At 39.0% G+C, this 15,302-nt stretch carries 14 protein-coding genes; 11 read left to right on the forward strand and 3 right to left on the reverse strand.

Annotation, left to right across the window (positions count from 1 at the left end; genetic code table 11):
• Positions 1 to 122: 122 nt before the first annotated feature.
• From CNR22_08590 to CNR22_08605, 4 genes are all read left to right on the forward strand, one after another.
• Positions 123 to 1,097 (forward strand): porphobilinogen synthase, encoded by a 975-nt coding sequence (locus tag CNR22_08590; protein ID PBQ34858.1) that lies wholly within the window; start codon positions 123 to 125, stop codon positions 1,095 to 1,097.
• A gap of 78 nt (positions 1,098 to 1,175) precedes the next feature.
• Complete coding sequence (locus CNR22_08595) at positions 1,176 to 1,697, forward strand: hypothetical protein (GenBank protein PBQ31822.1); 522 nt, start codon at positions 1,176 to 1,178, stop codon at positions 1,695 to 1,697.
• Between the two features lie 330 nt (positions 1,698 to 2,027).
• Positions 2,028 to 2,564, forward strand: coding sequence for a shikimate kinase (locus CNR22_08600; protein PBQ31823.1), 537 nt, complete (start codon positions 2,028 to 2,030; stop codon positions 2,562 to 2,564).
• On the forward strand, positions 2,536 to 3,474 hold the full coding sequence (locus CNR22_08605) for a hypothetical protein (protein PBQ31824.1): 939 nt from the start codon (positions 2,536 to 2,538) through the stop codon (positions 3,472 to 3,474). The genes CNR22_08600 and CNR22_08605 overlap by 29 nt, the downstream gene beginning before the upstream one ends.
• Positions 3,475 to 3,493: 19 nt before the next feature.
• Here the strand turns inward: CNR22_08605 and CNR22_08610 are convergent, their stop codons facing one another.
• Both CNR22_08610 and CNR22_08615 read right to left on the reverse strand, forming a co-directional pair.
• Positions 3,494 to 3,820 (reverse strand): pyrophosphatase, encoded by a 327-nt coding sequence (locus CNR22_08610; protein ID PBQ31825.1) that lies wholly within the window; start codon positions 3,818 to 3,820, stop codon positions 3,494 to 3,496.
• 429 nt (positions 3,821 to 4,249) lie between these two features.
• Positions 4,250 to 5,137, reverse strand: coding sequence for a mechanosensitive ion channel protein (locus tag CNR22_08615; protein ID PBQ31826.1), 888 nt, complete (start codon positions 5,135 to 5,137; stop codon positions 4,250 to 4,252).
• Between the two features lie 45 nt (positions 5,138 to 5,182).
• On the opposite strand from CNR22_08615, the gene CNR22_08620 reads away from it, so the two are divergent.
• Genes CNR22_08620 through CNR22_08630 form a run of 3 tightly spaced genes read left to right on the forward strand, consistent with a single transcriptional unit; the run spans position 5,183 to position 9,633 of the window.
• Positions 5,183 to 6,226, forward strand: coding sequence for a hypothetical protein (locus CNR22_08620; GenBank protein PBQ31827.1), 1,044 nt, complete (start codon positions 5,183 to 5,185; stop codon positions 6,224 to 6,226).
• Positions 6,227 to 6,235: 9 nt separating this feature from the next.
• Positions 6,236 to 8,077: a 3-octaprenyl-4-hydroxybenzoate carboxy-lyase gene (locus CNR22_08625; protein ID PBQ31828.1), complete on the forward strand. Its 1,842-nt coding sequence runs from the start codon at positions 6,236 to 6,238 to the stop codon at positions 8,075 to 8,077.
• Complete coding sequence (locus tag CNR22_08630; GenBank protein ID PBQ31829.1) at positions 8,068 to 9,633, forward strand: hypothetical protein; 1,566 nt, start codon at positions 8,068 to 8,070, stop codon at positions 9,631 to 9,633. Before CNR22_08625 ends, CNR22_08630 begins: the two co-directional genes overlap by 10 nt.
• 8 nt (positions 9,634 to 9,641) lie before the next feature.
• Here CNR22_08630 and CNR22_08635 read toward each other — a convergent pair whose 3' ends face one another.
• Positions 9,642 to 10,367: a hypothetical protein gene (locus tag CNR22_08635; protein ID PBQ31830.1), complete on the reverse strand. Its 726-nt coding sequence runs from the start codon at positions 10,365 to 10,367 to the stop codon at positions 9,642 to 9,644.
• Between the two features lie 177 nt (positions 10,368 to 10,544).
• Between CNR22_08635 and CNR22_08640 the strand changes: the two genes are divergently transcribed.
• The 4 genes from CNR22_08640 to CNR22_08655 all read left to right on the forward strand — a co-directional run bounded on the left by CNR22_08640 (position 10,545) and on the right by CNR22_08655 (position 15,297).
• Complete coding sequence (locus tag CNR22_08640) at positions 10,545 to 11,807, forward strand: competence/damage-inducible protein A (protein PBQ31831.1); 1,263 nt, start codon at positions 10,545 to 10,547, stop codon at positions 11,805 to 11,807.
• A gap of 138 nt (positions 11,808 to 11,945) precedes the next feature.
• Entirely contained in the window at positions 11,946 to 12,599 is a 654-nt protein-coding gene (locus CNR22_08645) for an RNA polymerase subunit sigma-70 (protein PBQ31832.1), read from the forward strand.
• On the forward strand, positions 12,592 to 14,184 hold the full coding sequence (locus CNR22_08650) for a hypothetical protein (GenBank protein PBQ31833.1): 1,593 nt from the start codon (positions 12,592 to 12,594) through the stop codon (positions 14,182 to 14,184). The genes CNR22_08645 and CNR22_08650 overlap by 8 nt, the downstream gene beginning before the upstream one ends.
• A 3-nt stretch (positions 14,185 to 14,187) precedes the next feature.
• The gene (locus CNR22_08655) at positions 14,188 to 15,297 is read left to right on the forward strand and encodes a hypothetical protein (GenBank protein ID PBQ31834.1); all 1,110 of its coding nucleotides are present in this window, start codon (positions 14,188 to 14,190) and stop codon (positions 15,295 to 15,297) included.
• Positions 15,298 to 15,302 lie beyond the last annotated feature (5 nt).

Here is a 15,302-nt window from a genome sequence, read left to right on the forward strand (position 1 = left end):
ACAGATCAGTAGGCAAAACAAGGCTGATTCAAATAGAATTGTAATGATTTTTATTTGTGAAATCTGCTATCCTGATAGCTATCGGGAGTGGCAAACATTTTCTTAACTTCGCAGTATCTATGATAAATTTAACTCACCGTCCCCGCCGTAACCGCAAGAGCGCCGTTGTAAGAGATCTTGTACAGGAAAACACTTTAACGGTAAACGATCTTATTTTTCCTTTATTTTTAATTGAAGGAAAAAATAAAAAAACCGAGGTCAACTCTATGCCCGGTATTTACCGTCTTAGCCAGGATCTTCTTTTAAAAGAAATTGAATCTTGTATGAATTTAGGCATTAGAACTTTCGATATTTTTCCAGGACTTTCTGAAAAATTAAAAGATAAAAAAGCAACCGAATCTTTAAATAAAAAAGGACTTTACCTGTCTACTTTACGTGAAATAAAAAAGAGATTTCCTGAAGCTCTTATTATGACAGACGTTGCGATGGATCCCTACAGTAGTGATGGTCACGATGGTTTTGTTAAAAATGGAGAGATCTTAAATGACGAAACTTTAGAAATTCTTGCAAAGATGGCAGTGGCGCAGGCTGAGGCCGGTGCAGATATAATTGGTCCGAGTGACATGATGGACGGCCGCGTGGGCTTTATTCGCGAAGCCCTCGATGACAATGGTTTTAGTAACGTATCAATCATGAGTTACACGGCTAAATACGCAAGTGCTTTTTACGGTCCGTTCAGAGATGCATTAGACAGCGCCCCTAAGTTTGGCGATAAAAAAACCTACCAAATGAATCCTGCAAACAGCAAAGAAGCCTTACTCGAAGCAGATCTGGACTTTAATGAAGGAGCCGATTTTCTCATGGTAAAGCCTGCTTTGAGCTATCTGGATGTAATAAAACTATTGAATGATAATTTTAACATTCCAATAGCGGCTTATAATGTAAGTGGAGAATATGCCATGGTGAAAGCTGCAGCAGCAAAAGGTTGGATAGACGGTGACCGTGTGCGGGACGAAATTCTTTTAAGTATGAAAAGAGCCGGTGCGTCGGTAATTTTAACATATTTCGCCAAAGAATTTGCCAAATCAATAAAATAAGTATCTTTATTCTCCTTAACCCGCTGTGTCAGCGTGTTTCGTTCCCGGAACTTATTTATTTATTTTAATTCTAAAAAAATGAGCACGCTAATAGAGAACCTGCACAACAACAACGTTATCTTCAGTTATTACGGTTTTATTGATGATAAAGTTTTGGGTGAAGTTTTACAGATCACCAAAAGTAAACTCGAAGGCAACAACGAAAATCCACAAGTAGTGACGCGGGTACACGATGCAATCAACGAATGCGTGGATAACGTGATCAAACACAATTTTTACCCGGATGATGACCATGTGCGTTATAAATCCTTGTTAGTGGTATCTAAACAGGAAGACGATTACCTGATTGATACTATTAATGTTGTAAACTCACTTCAGAAAGACAGCATCAACGAGCAGCTTAACTTTCTAAATACAAGGAGTAAAGAAGAATTGCATGCACTTAAATCTAAATCACTGATGACAGCTCAACACACGCCTGTTGTTGGTAAAGGTTTAATTGATCTTGTTTTGAAAGCTGATAATTGCGATTGCACTTTTAAGGATCTTGAAGCAAATTTTTTATTCAATATTAATTTTAAGATTAATTCACTGAACTGATCTCGGCTACGCACAAGCTGGCCTTAACATCCACCGGATGTTAATCCTGCTCGATCTGACACTCGAATGCTCTCGATCTGAGACTCCTGGCACGATTGCTTGCATTAACATTTGCTGGAGGTTAATTCTACTCTATTTGATATTCGCTGCGCTTCATCGCCCTAAAAACCGATCTTTTGCCGAATTCTATTAACGCTCTTGTTATTGATCTCACTTTCGGTTATAGTATATACACAAATTTAACTGGTGCCATTTTGCTTTGTTGTCACATCAAGCATGGTAGAGATGAGGACGACGAAAATTTCCGTATCTTTCGCCTATTAGCAACAAATGAAACTTAAACAACACGTATTCTTAACCGGCTTTATGGGAAGCGGAAAAAGCACTGCCGGCAAGGCTCTCGGTACTTTATTAAAAACCCGCTTTATCGACCTCGATGATTATCTCGAAAAAAAAGAAGCCCGCACCATTCCTGAAATTTTTGAAGAAGAAGGGGAAGAAAAATTTCGCGAGCTTGAAAAAAAATACTTACTGGAACTTCTGAAATTAAAAGACCCACATGTTATTTCTTTAGGCGGAGGAACCATTTGTTTTTACGATAATTTAGAGACCGTCAAAAAAAACGGGCAGCTTATTTATATTGATCTTCCTACAAATATTCTGGTGGATCGCATTAAAGAATCTTCTACTACGCGCCCTCTCTTGAAAGATTTAACTAATGAAGAGCTCACAAAAAATATTGATGAAATCCTTTCTGTAAGAAAACCTTTCTACGAACAGGCCCATATCATTATAAACGGCTTGCTGTTAACGCCTCAACTTATCCAACAGAAATTACTTGGCTCTGTTAAAGAACATACGAAGTAGTTTTCTTTTTTTGCTTTGCAGTTTTGCAACGTTGCATGCGCAGGAATTTCCTGTAAAAACAGATCAACTGGGTTTTAGCGCGGGATTAAACCTGGCTTTCGGAACACATTTTCAGCGTCTGGGTGTAAATTTTAATTTTTATTATGTGTTCGATCATGTGCAGGCTAACTCTGAAATACGTGCCTATTTCAACTTTAAAGGCTTAGGACCCAAACTGCGTTATCCTGAATTAGTTTTAGCCCAGGGCATTGTTTTTTCTGCGGGTCGGGAAAAAGATTATTTTAATCCTTTTATTTCTTCGGTTTCTAATCAAACCAAGTATGAAAACGCTATAGCCTATTCGTATAATGCCTGGTTTAATAAAATAAAAACAACGCAGCAAACCGGTATCATTGCAATACAGGTTCAGAACTTCAGTCTAATTACAGAGAATGATATTCTTGCAAGACAGATGTTGGATCGTTTTAGAACCGCAGCCGCATTAATTCAATACCAATATAAAGATCAGTTCCAGGCAGCTGTGAGCTGCGCCATGTGGACAGGCAGTATGGGACGCAGGCACGAGATCAGACGCAGTGAATTTAATTACGAATGTTACATGGATACTGCAGGTGCAGTTTACGGAAACACTTCGCATGGTTTATTGAGCGCGCAGATCAAATACAATTTAGGCTATTCTCAAAACGCACAACTTAATCTTGGCATCGATGCGGAACAAGTACGAAACGGCGTGCAAAATAAATTTATTCACGATATGCGCTTTATTCCCAAGAAATGGAATAAGGCAAAGAACTGCCACATTCCTATGTTAGATGAAAATAACAATGCATACCTCTATCAGGAAGATCAGAAAATTCGTAAAGCGAAATTATTTCTCAATGCTTTTACGAATGCGAATGTGTTCTATTGATCTAAAATCAAGCAAATTCTCACTTCAACTTCTCATTATCCAAATGCCGCGTGCTATCGCGTTGCGTTTTTTTATCGAGGTTCTTTTGAAGGGCTTTTTCAAGGTCGATGTTAGTTTGGTTGGCGATACAGATCAATACAAACATAACGTCTGCTAATTCGTCCTCAAGACTTTTTTGTTTGTCGCTCTCTTTTTCGCTTTGTTCGCCGTAGCGGCGGGCCATAATGCGGGCCACCTCGCCTACTTCTTCCATAAGCATGGCAGTGTTGGTGAGCTCATTGAAATAACGAACACCAAATTTTTTGATCCAGTTATCTACTAGTTGCTGTGCTTCGGAGATTTTCATGCCGTGCAAAATTAACCACATAGGTACAGAGTTTTCATAGAATATCCAACTATGCATAAACCACGCCGAACGCTTAAAAGAAACTATAGATACGCTTCGCAAGCGAAGTTTCTGGGAGGCAGAAATACCGGACACCGAATTCTTTGATCCAGTCGTCGACTAGCTTTTGTGTTTCAGATATCTTCATGGTACAAAGTTAAACTACATAGATACATCGTCCCGCTAGTGACCGGGCATAGAATATACGAACCACTAAAAGGGCACACAGGGTACCATAGCTATCGGACCCGCAAGCGGAGTGTGTCACGAATATTTGAACTCTACTTCAAATTCTTAGTGTACTGAAATAAGCTCACAGCATATAAACCTACGCTGCCTATGGTTCTGCGTTTTTCAAACATGGAAGAGTGGTTCAAACAAGGCCCATGCTTAGGCGTCCTTCTTTGGCGTTTGTCCCAGTTTTATTTCGTTAGTCTCAAACGCCATTTTAAACTCACCATAAAGTTCACTTGTTAAGTCTGCTGAACTTTCCGGTAAGCTATAGGGCCTCACGTTCATGATAACCGTGCCGTCGGTTACCTTTCCAACAGAAACTGCCGGAGCGGGTATTTTTAAAACTTTTTCGTTTTTATTCAGGACCTCAGCAATGATTTGTCTTACGTGTGCAAGATTGTTGTCGTTGCTAAGCGTCAGAACAATGTCAAGGCGCACGTCGCCATGGCGCGTGGAATTGACAATGGTTCCGTTAGAGAGCGGACCGTTAGGAAGAATAACCGTTTTATGGTCGGCAGTAAGAAGGATGGTGTTAAAGATCTGGATCTCTATCACTTCCCCAGATTGTCCACCAGCCTCGATAGAATCGCCCACTTTAAAAGGCTTAAAAATTAAAATAAGAACTCCCCCCGCGAAATTAGACAGCGATCCTTGCAAGGCCAAACCTACAGCCAATCCGGCCGCTCCCAGAATAGTGACAAAACTTGTAGTACCAATGCCAATCATTCCCGCCACAGTAACGATAAGAACGATCTTTAAACCAATACTCATTAAACTTCTCAAAAAAGTACGGAGACTCACATCCAAGTCCCTTCTTACCATGGCTTTTTCGGCGATCTTACTAATACGTTTTATAAGCCACATGCCAATAATTAATACAAGAACGGCCGAAACGATGATCGGCGTGTACTCAACCACCGAATAAACCATACGGTCGAAATAAGTCGTAATTCTATCCTCGCGTACCTGCAAATCTTGTTTAATCACGTCCACCGAAGGGATGATTTTCTTAAGTCCGTCGGAGCTTTGTAAATAATGTAACATAAAGCTTTTCAAAAAAATTAATACCTTCACAAAGCTAATTAAAAAATGAAATACCCCCTTTTATTCTTGTTTTTTGCAGGCACTCTCGCAGCACAAAAAAAGGCGGCCTGGGACACTACGCGGTATCAGAAGTTCAGTTCTAATTTAATGGTAGGTATCTTTCAATCGTACCGCAATTTCAATAACGAATTCCAGCAATTTACCATCCCCGATTCCCTGGGAATATCGAAACATAAATACGTGGCAGAATCTAACCTTACTACGGGCATTGAAGTCAATTACGACAAGTTCAGCTTAGGTTTCGCTGTTAAATCAACCCCCAAACAAAACCATAATGCCCGGGGCAACACCAAAACAGTGAGTGCCAATTTTAATTTTGGCGGTAATAGGTGGATGCTTGAAAATTCGATACGCTATTTTAAAGGCTTTTACGACGCGAATACCGCAAACTATGACACTACCTTTAAAGAAACAGGAAATTATTATTACCAACCCGATTTTACGAATACACTCTTCCGCAGTAAATTCTTATACTTCACCAATCACAAGAGGTACTCTTTCCGTTCGGCCTATGTTTGCAATTACCGGCAGTTAAAAAGCGGAGCTACCTGGATCTTCAGTGGCAACAGTACTTACAATTACCTCCGCAACGACAGTTCTTTTTTTCCGGCAGCTACGCAAGCCTATTATGGCGATTACGGGGCCATGAACGGAATGAAGGTTTTTGCTGTTTCTTTGAATGCCGGAGGAGCCGCAAGTCTCGTTATATGGAAAGCCTTCTTTATCAATTTTATGTTTATTGTGGGGCCCGAACAGCAATGGCGAACGTATAATTACACAGACGGACCTTCGAGAAACCTCTCCTATTTTTCTTTGTCGGGCGATGTGCGTGGCTCGATCGGCTTAAATTTCAGACGTTTTTATTTTATGTCTTTCTCCCGAAACGATTTTGCGGTTTATAATAGTAGCTTTGTTGGACTCACCAATAGCTCCATTGGAGGCGGATTTATTATGGGTTGGCGTTTTAATTCGAAGACTCCGGAGTTTTATAAAAAACTTCAAAGCACAAAACTTTATTCATTCTTCTAATTGTATTTTATGACCTACCAAAATTTAAATGATTGTCTTGCTGACCTTGAAAAACAAGGCTATCTCGTGCGTATTAAAGAAGAAGTAGATCCAGCGCTGGATATGGCGGCCATTCATCTAAGAGTTTTTGCAAATGGCGGGCCTGCCATTTTATTTGAGAAAGTAAAAGGCAGCAAATACAGAACCGTTAGTAATCTTTTTGGCACTTTAGAACGCAGCAAATTTATGTTCCGGAACACGCTTGCTACTATGCAGGAATTGGTTCAGCTGCGCAACGATCCTATGTCTGCATTAAAAAAACCCTTAAAATACGTTTCTACCGGAATGGCAGCGTATAAAGCCCTTCCCAGGAAAGCGTCTTTCTCGTCAGCAGGATTTAAAGAAATAAACATTTCAGATCTTCCTTTAATAAAACACTGGCCAATGGACGGCGGGGCATTTGTAACCCTTCCACAAGTTTATACCGAAGATATTGATAAACCGGGCGTAATGGCTTCCAACCTCGGGATGTATCGCATACAGCTAAATGGTAATGACTACATAACTGACAAAGAAATCGGTCTGCATTACCAGATTCACCGGGGTATTGGCGTTCACCAAAATAAAACAAATAAAAAGAATATTCCGCTAAAGGTGAGTATTTTTGTGGGCGGTCCACCGGCCCATACCCTGGCTGCCGTTATGCCTTTGCCGGAAGGAATAAGCGAGTTAACTTTTGCAGGAGCTTTAGGCGGCAAACGTTTTCGTTATGCTTACAAAGACGGGTATTGTATTTCGCTCGACGCAGATTTTGTTATTACAGGAGAAGTATATCCTAATGAAAATAAGCCCGAAGGCCCTTTTGGAGATCATCTCGGTTACTACAGTTTAAAACATCCATTTCCTTTAATGCGTGTGCATAAAGTGTATGCTAAAGAAAATGCGATCTGGCCATTTACAGTGGTAGGAAGACCTCCACAAGAAGACACCGCGTTTGGAGCATTGATACATGAAATCAGTGGAAGCGCTATTCCGAACGAAATACCGGGCGTAAAGGAAGTACACGCTGTAGACGCGGCCGGCGTGCACCCCTTATTATTAGCTGTGGGAAGCGAGCGCTACACCCCTTATTTAAAAAACAAACGTCCCGCCGAACTATTAACGCAGGCGAACCGAATTTTAGGAACCGGACAATTGAGTCTTGCCAAATATTTATTTATCAGTGCTGATGAAAGCAAAGACTTAAACTGCCATGACATCCGCGAATTTTTCAGGTATATTTTCGAACGCATTGATTTAAAAAGAGATTTACATTTTTACACAAAAACTACCATAGATACGCTGGATTACAGCGGTGATGAAATTAACGAAGGAAGTAAGCTCGTTGTAGCGGCTTTTGGAGACAAACTGAGAGAGTTGAAAAAAGAATTACCTTCTGCTTTTACTTCCTCGGCTTTAATTTCAAATGCAGTAATGTTAATGGAAGGTGTTGTAGCATTAGAATTAACAAGGTTTACAGATTACAAGCATGCCCGAGAAGAAATTAAAAATCTGGCGAAGGAGCTTGAAACCAAAATACAGGAACTGGAAGGTATTGTGCAAATTATTATTTACGATCAATTTACTTTTAATCCTTCCACCGGAAATTTAAACGACTATCTCTGGATCACTTATACAAGAAGTAATCCCAGTCACGACATTTACGGAGTGGGAGAAATTACTGAAAACAAACATTGGGGCTGCAGCGGACCTATGATCATAGATGCGCGGAAAAAACCGCATCATGCGCCCGAGTTAAAAGTAAATTCCGAAACACAAAAAAGAATTGAACACTTATTTTCAAAAGGTGGTCCGCTTGAAAAATGGGCTTAATCATGCAAACAGGCGGCGGAAACGAAGATAAATTACTTTCTTTAAAAAAGGATTTCGTACTTAACGCGGCGTTTGTGCTTTTAATTTTAGTGATTCTACTGACGCGTGTTTTAATCTTTTTTAAAGTCAACCTTCCCTGCATAGACTCCGACCAACCCTTTATGTGGGCCGGAGTGAAGGATTATTCAGAAGGTAAATTTTACGAACCCAGGTTTTACGGACAAGATTACAATACCTTTTTAGAAGCATTGTTTGCTGTACCACTTTATTGGCTTAAGGTTCCGGTATATTATGCTTTGCCAATTGCGACGCATTTTCTATCGCTCTTTCCATTTCTTTTTACAGCCTTTTATTTATTTTTTCATCAAAGAAAAGAGAATGCTTTACTTGTGCTTGCTGTTTTACTTTGTCTGCCCCTCGGCTACGATATTATGAGTGGTATTCCGCGCGGTTTTGTATCCGGACTTTTTTTTAGCAGTTTTTTCGTCATCAGTATTTTAAATCCGCAGAATTTAAAATGGCTATTTATAAACTCTACATTAGCGCTCACGGGTTATTTTGTAAATCCTAATTCCGTTTTGGTAAGCATTCCACTCCTGTTTTATTTCTTTTTAATGAATTACAAAAATTCGAAGTATTACGTAGTAAGCTTAGCGGCCTTATTGTGGTTCATTCCCCTCTATTTTATTTTCGATTATTTTTATAAAATCCACCCCGAATATGTTGTACTGGATTTACATTACAATTTCACAACTGCCTTTTTCTGGGATATTCTAAAGCATCTCGACCGTCACTTTGCCCATGTAAATTTTTTCGTGGAAGAAAAAGCAATATCCGTTTTGTGCGTTTTACTCCTCATAGCAATTGCGTTATTTAAAGAAAATAAAAGAGCTTTTTACGCCTTGCTTTGCTTTTTGGTTGTAATCCTATTGTCCTTCTTTTCAGCCAAAACTAAAGATGGTGTTGTTTGGCCCTTTTATTCTTACAGTCGTATTTTCCTGGGAATTCCTTTGTTCATAGCTTTTGCATCGCTTATGATTCATTTGCGCTCAAGAATCATCGCACTCTCCATAATAGTGGTAAGTTTAGGATTCTCGGCTTACAAGTTTTTTGATTTCGACCGCGCATTAGATTGTCACACAAAACACGTCGAAAAATGGAATGGCGTTCACCTCATGTCTATAAATTCTGTTTTTGAATCGCTCAACTTTTTTAAAAAAAAATGTAAGGAAAACAAAACGGAACACTTCCTTATCTCGAACACTTTCTGGCTCTGCACTTACATGAACTACGGAGGTGCTGTAATTATGAAAGATTTTCCCTCCACCGAAGAAACCGCGGCAGAACGACGCTATTGGGTGCGTGAAGGAAATAAAGATAAAGTTTTTGAGAAATTTATTTTTCTCTCCGCCAAATTTGATTTTGACAAACGTCTTTCCGGAACAGAAAAGTTTACATTAAAACGTTTAGATGATTACGGTTTATTTCTTGTAGAAAATAATAAAGTCTCTAACAAGGATTTTTTATCACTTGTTAGAGACCTTGAAAGAAAATAGAGCTGAGTTTAGCCTTTATTACCAAAAACCTTCTTAAGAAGATCTGTTACACGGGCTGCAGGGTCTTTACGGATTTTTATTTCTTCGTCAGCTATGAGTATCATTAAGCCGTTAATAGCTTTATTGGTAACATAATCATTCAGGTCGGGATTTTGTTTTTTAACCATCGGAATTTTATTATATGCTGTTACCAAAGGATTCCAGTAACTTGTAACATTTACTTTTTCAATTGCTTCTTTTACAACAGGGAGAAAATTGGTTTTTAAGGGGGTGTAGGTTGTTTTACGCAAATAATTGGTGGCCGCTGTATCAGCACCCTGCAAAATAGCAAAACCATCCTGAACGCTCATATTGGTAACAGCGTCCACAAAAACCGGAGCTGCTTTTAAAGCAGCCTCTTCTGCCGCACGATTAAGACTTGTTTCAAACTCTTCAATCTGTTTGGTAAACCCCATTTTTAATAAACGCGCTTTCATTTCAGCAGCCTCGGGAGGCCACGGAATAAACAAACGCGGATTTTTATAAAAACCATCCAATTTACTTGCCGTAGAAGAAGAATTATTTGTTCCTACGGTTAAAGCTTCTTTTAAACCCTTTACCACTTCTTCATTACTAAGGCCTCCTTTAGCGGTTTTTGTTTTTTCGGAAATGTTGTTTTTAAGCGTTTTTAATTTTACTTGCGCTGTGCCAAAAAGTACACCCAGGCTTAAAAGTGTGAGAAGGATCTTTTTCATAATTTAAATTGTGTTTAATAAGATTGGAACTTTAGATGTTTATGTATCTATTCATAAATAATCTGTAAAAGCTGTTTTCAAAGATAAACTAATCGCTAATTTTATCCCTTTAAAAAATGTGAAATTTGACTCGCCCTTTTTTCAGAGAAAGGTTAACACAAAGAATAAATTAATATTATGAAAGCGGAAATACTTACTATAGGAGACGAAATTTTAATAGGTCAGATTACCAATACCAATAGTGTTTGGATTGCTCAACAATTAAACCTTGCAGGTATAAGAGTAGTGCACATGGCTAGTGTTGCCGATGAAGAGCAGGCTATTATTAAAGCGTTTAATGACGCGGCAGAACGTGCTGATTTTGTTTTTATAACAGGAGGTTTAGGTCCGACAAAAGACGACATTACCAAAAAGATCTTCGCCGATTATTTTAATGCGGAGCTTGTTTTAGATGAAGAAGTATTGGCCAACCTTGATAATTACTTCACAAAACGTGGCCGCGAATTAAATGAAATTAACAGGAAACAAGCCTTTTTGCCAAAGGGGTGTACTGTTATTAAAAATACCAATGGCACTGCGCCGGGTATGTGGATGAAAAAAAACACTACCGTTTTTATCAGTATGCCGGGAGTTCCTTATGAGATGAAAGGCATGATGAGCGATATTATTCTTCCAAAAATTATCAGTGAAAATACTTTATCACAAATCTATCATAAAACCGTTTTAACACAGGGTATTGGAGAAAGCACCATTGCCGAGATTGTGGAAAGCTGGGAAGATGCGCTGGCTGCAAAAAATATAAAACTGGCTTACCTTCCACAGCCGGGCTCGGTAAGATTACGTTTATCTTCTTACGGCGATAGTATGGAAAAACTCCGGAACACGGTTGATGCCGAAGTAGCAAAATTAGAACCGCTCATTGGCAAATATATTTTTGGGTATGAAAATTACGGGGAAGAGCCGCCGACTCTTGAACTTTTAATAAGTGAGCTTTTGCGTGCGCGTAAACAAACATTGTCGCTGGCGGAAAGTTGCACCGGGGGTTATATTTCCTCCTTATTTACCGCTATTCCGGGAGCTTCTGAAATTTTTAAAGGGGCAATAGTACCCTACACAAATCTTTCAAAACATGAACTTTTGCAGGTGGATAATGCCTTGTTTACCACTGTTGGCTCTGTGAGCAAAGAAGTTGTAGAACAATTAGCGCAAAACCTCATGAAAAAGTTTGGAAGTGATTACGCGGTTTCTATTTCCGGTATTGCTGGTCCGACCGGTGGCACGGCTGAAAAACCAGTTGGAACCGTTTGGGTGGCCGTAGCAAATAAAGAAAAAACGCTAACCTATAAATTTCAGTTCGGAGATAACCGCCAAAGAAATATAGTAATGACAGCCGCCGCGGCTATGAGTTTGCTAAGAAAACTCATTTTAGGGGAAATTTAAGTTCGGGGAAACTAAACATCTCAAAGTCATAAATTTTACTTCTTACCCAACCATCTTTTTAGTCGCCTTGTAAAGGGTAATAGGTAGCAGGTCAATCTACCAAAGTCATTATTTTAGTAAATTTGGGCAAGGAATGTCATGAAATTGGCATGTCCTGAAAGTTTTAACTTCAAACCCAACCATTGCAGTTTATTAGTTGTACTGGTAAAGATAAGACCTGGCTATTTAATGGACATTCAGCAAAAACTGATAGAAGCTTGTATTAAAGGAGAGCGTAAAGCGGAATACGACCTTTATAAAGCTACCTATAGTTACCTGATGAGTATCTGTGTAAGGTATACTCGAAATGCGGACCGGGCGAAAGAAGTGTTGAATATTGGATTTCTTAAGATTTTAACCAATTTATCAAAATACAACTCAGAAGTACCTTTTAAACCGTGGATAAGAAAAGTAATGATTAATACTTTGATAAATGAATATAAAAAGGAAAAGGTGCACACGGGCAATATCGAATACATTGAAGGGTATCACGAATCCGACAATTATTCTGAAATAAACCATGCTATAACCAAAATAGACGTGGAGCAGATTTATGTTTTTATTTCAAAATTACCTCCGGCTAGTCAGCAGGTATTTAACTTGTACTATATCGACGGTTACAAACATAAAGAGATTGGCGACATGTTGAACATCAGCGAAGGCACATCAAAATGGCACCTGAATTCAGCACGAGAAAAATTGAAGCTGATGTTAACTGAAGTGGATGTTGTAAAATTAATAGAACATGACTAACGAAGAGAGATTTAAAAAGAACCTGGAGGATTTGCTTGGGGCGAAAGAATTTCCTTTCGATGAAGCGAATTGGAAGGATGCCCGCGACCTCATCGATGCTTCTAAAGCAAAGAGAAGAAGAGTTATGCCATTTTTTATTTTAGGGCTTGTAGTATTGTTAGGAACAGGCGTTTATCTACTTTCCAATATCTCAGCTGCTGATCAGTCATTAGCTGATACAAAAACCCATTTAATTCCACAGCAAAAAAATAGTGTTACTGAAATTCCGGAACTAAGCACGAAACAAAGGGCTCGTGCGGAGGTAAGCCACCCGGCTTCAAAAACACCTGAAGCAAAAACTAACCTTGCTCCGGTAAAAAACCAGATCTTGAGTTCTGAAATAAAACCTGCTGAAAAGCTAAAAGATCAAACTGTAAAGTCTCAGATAAATCCAGAAATAAAAGGTTCAGAGGATCAGGCTATCGCTGCTACAATTCGTCCGACTAAGAAAAAAGCGAATCCTACTCTGCTAAATGCAAGAGGTACCAAAAAGAAAACCTCAGCACCTGCAGAAGCTGAGCTTCCTATGGCAACAGGTACTGCAAAAACTACTCCTCTGGCAGATGAGAAAACAAGTTCTCTCCCCGAACAAAAACCTGCGATTGCCAGCGGCGAAAAAACAGCTGCCACAGATATTACGCCAGACGAGACGTCGGACTCAAAAAAACCATCGGATGATACATTTGCGAGCGATGCTGTTAAGTCAGAAGACCCCGGCCTTTCGCAAGATAAAAAAGAGCAGGTCGCTGAAACTAGTTCATCACCTGAACCAACAGCGAGTAGCTCTCCAGCTAAAGACGAAGAACAATCTACTTTTGCTCCAAACAGTTCCAACATACCTGATACAACAAAAACTGCTCAAGCAAGCAGCATAAGTGCAGTGCCAGGCGATAATGCCGATGGTGAAATTGGAAAAACAAAAGAACGACTTGTTCTGTTTTCAACAGAAGCCGGCGCTAATTATATGCTTGGTTGGAAAAACCCTGACGGACGCGATGCCAATGGATTTGATCCCGTTTTCGGAATAAACTATTTCACTAATTTTAAATCTAAAATGGCACTGACTGTCGGTTTGCAATATACTTCGGTTAGCAAACTTAGCTACAGTAATTATACCTCAAGAGTTATCCGTCTGGCTCTTGGCGAGGAAAGCCAGGTGAGTGTATATACCCCGACAAAATTGCATTACCTTATTATGCCTTTGCGTTTTGAATACAGCGTAAATCCAAAAAACGCCCTGGGCATTGGTTGCAATATAGCTTATCTTGTTACTACAGAAAGTACCGTAGAAACCTACAGTGAAAAAATGGCTACCAAATACGATGTGAGTACATCCAAAGAAAAAGGGTATACAAAAGGATTCAAGCCATACGATACACAGATCTCTGTTTTTTACAAAAGAGCATTACATCCAAACTTTGCAGTTAACATGGAATTTTATTATGGTTTAACAGATATTAAAGACAATACTTTTTTTAATTCGAAGGTGATAGAAAGAAATACAGGTTTGAAACTTACCCTGGTATATAATTTTTTAAAAAAATAAAAAATGAAGGCGCTTAAATTTTTAATAGTTCTATTACTTTTTGGTATAGGTTTTTCCTGTAACAAAAAAGAATATCCAAAACCTATTGAAGTAATAAACACTGCAGTTTATTATTCAAAGTTGGTTATAGACAATACTCCGGTTGTTTTGGAAGCTGGTGTTGACGGGTATTACATGTATTCTTCCTACGAGGTAGATTCTTTTTCACTTTATAATTATGTGGCTGATCTTAAAAAAATAGATTGTTCAGATTGCACAAACAGTCTTAAAATTCAAATAAACGATTATAAGACAAGTTCCGATTTCCCTAAAATAGATTCTTCGTTACATCCGGCTCGCTATCCCTATTTTAACGAAAATCCTACTGTTTCTTATTCGGTAAAATTCACTTCCCAGTCAGACAGCACCACCACTTATTCGTGGGATTTTGGCGATGGCAATTTTTCCTCAGAACCGAATCCAAACCATGTTTACGCTAAAGAAGGAGAGTATTCAGTTTGTCTTAAAACAACAGCTAATAAAGGTTATGTAAATACCATTTGCAACAAAATCACTGTTAACAAGAAAAACTTCAAAGCTATGATTTCCTCCAGCTCTCCATCCGGCAATGTGGTTAAATTTAACGCTAATGCGAGCGGTGGAACGGCTCCGTACAGCTATTTCTGGAGGCTTGCAGACGGTTCGACTTACCAGCAAAGTAGTATTTCCCACACTTACACTTATCGTGGATCTTCTGCCGTTACATTAAGAGTGATTGATGCAGTGGGCGACACCTTAAACATGAATTACAATGCGAAAACATTCACTGATAAGTCTTCCTTCCCGGCCAATTATTATGTATCAAACATTCAGCAAATAGGTGCTGTTTTGCCTTTTTCAAAAATAACAATTCATTGGAAAGCAGCCGATGGCTTGGTTTACAGCTCAAATAGCGCTTTGCAACCGAATGATAGCTTCTTCGAAATACTTTCCGCCACAGAAGGCGAGAAAAATGAAAAAGGAGAACCGACAAGAAAAATAAATGCGAAGTTTAAATGCAGGCTGTATAACGGCACTAAATCTATTGTAGTAAATGATGCGGAAGTTGTAGTCTGCGTTGCATATAAAAATTAATGTTT

This window comes from Sphingobacteriaceae bacterium (assembly GCA_002319075.1).
In the GTDB taxonomy this organism is placed as follows: domain Bacteria; phylum Bacteroidota; class Bacteroidia; order B-17B0; family Aurantibacillaceae; genus Aurantibacillus.

Coding starts and splice junctions, on each gene's coding strand:
- CNR22_08600 (PBQ31823.1), top strand. CDS start 2,028: ATGAAACTTAAACAACACGTATTCTTAACCGGCTTTATGGGAAGCGGA.
- CNR22_08655 (PBQ31834.1), top strand. CDS start 14,188: ATGAAGGCGCTTAAATTTTTAATAGTTCTATTACTTTTTGGTATAGGT.
- CNR22_08640 (PBQ31831.1), top strand. CDS start 10,545: ATGAAAGCGGAAATACTTACTATAGGAGACGAAATTTTAATAGGTCAG.
- CNR22_08635 (PBQ31830.1), bottom strand. CDS start 10,367: ATGAAAAAGATCCTTCTCACACTTTTAAGCCTGGGTGTACTTTTTGGC.
- CNR22_08620 (PBQ31827.1), top strand. CDS start 5,183: ATGAAATACCCCCTTTTATTCTTGTTTTTTGCAGGCACTCTCGCAGCA.
- CNR22_08625 (PBQ31828.1), top strand. CDS start 6,236: ATGACCTACCAAAATTTAAATGATTGTCTTGCTGACCTTGAAAAACAA.
- CNR22_08595 (PBQ31822.1), top strand. CDS start 1,176: ATGAGCACGCTAATAGAGAACCTGCACAACAACAACGTTATCTTCAGT.
- CNR22_08650 (PBQ31833.1), top strand. CDS start 12,592: ATGACTAACGAAGAGAGATTTAAAAAGAACCTGGAGGATTTGCTTGGG.
- CNR22_08610 (PBQ31825.1), bottom strand. CDS start 3,820: ATGAAAATCTCCGAAGCACAGCAACTAGTAGATAACTGGATCAAAAAA.
- CNR22_08615 (PBQ31826.1), bottom strand. CDS start 5,137: ATGTTACATTATTTACAAAGCTCCGACGGACTTAAGAAAATCATCCCT.
- CNR22_08645 (PBQ31832.1), top strand. CDS start 11,946: ATGAAATTGGCATGTCCTGAAAGTTTTAACTTCAAACCCAACCATTGC.
- CNR22_08630 (PBQ31829.1), top strand. CDS start 8,068: ATGGGCTTAATCATGCAAACAGGCGGCGGAAACGAAGATAAATTACTT.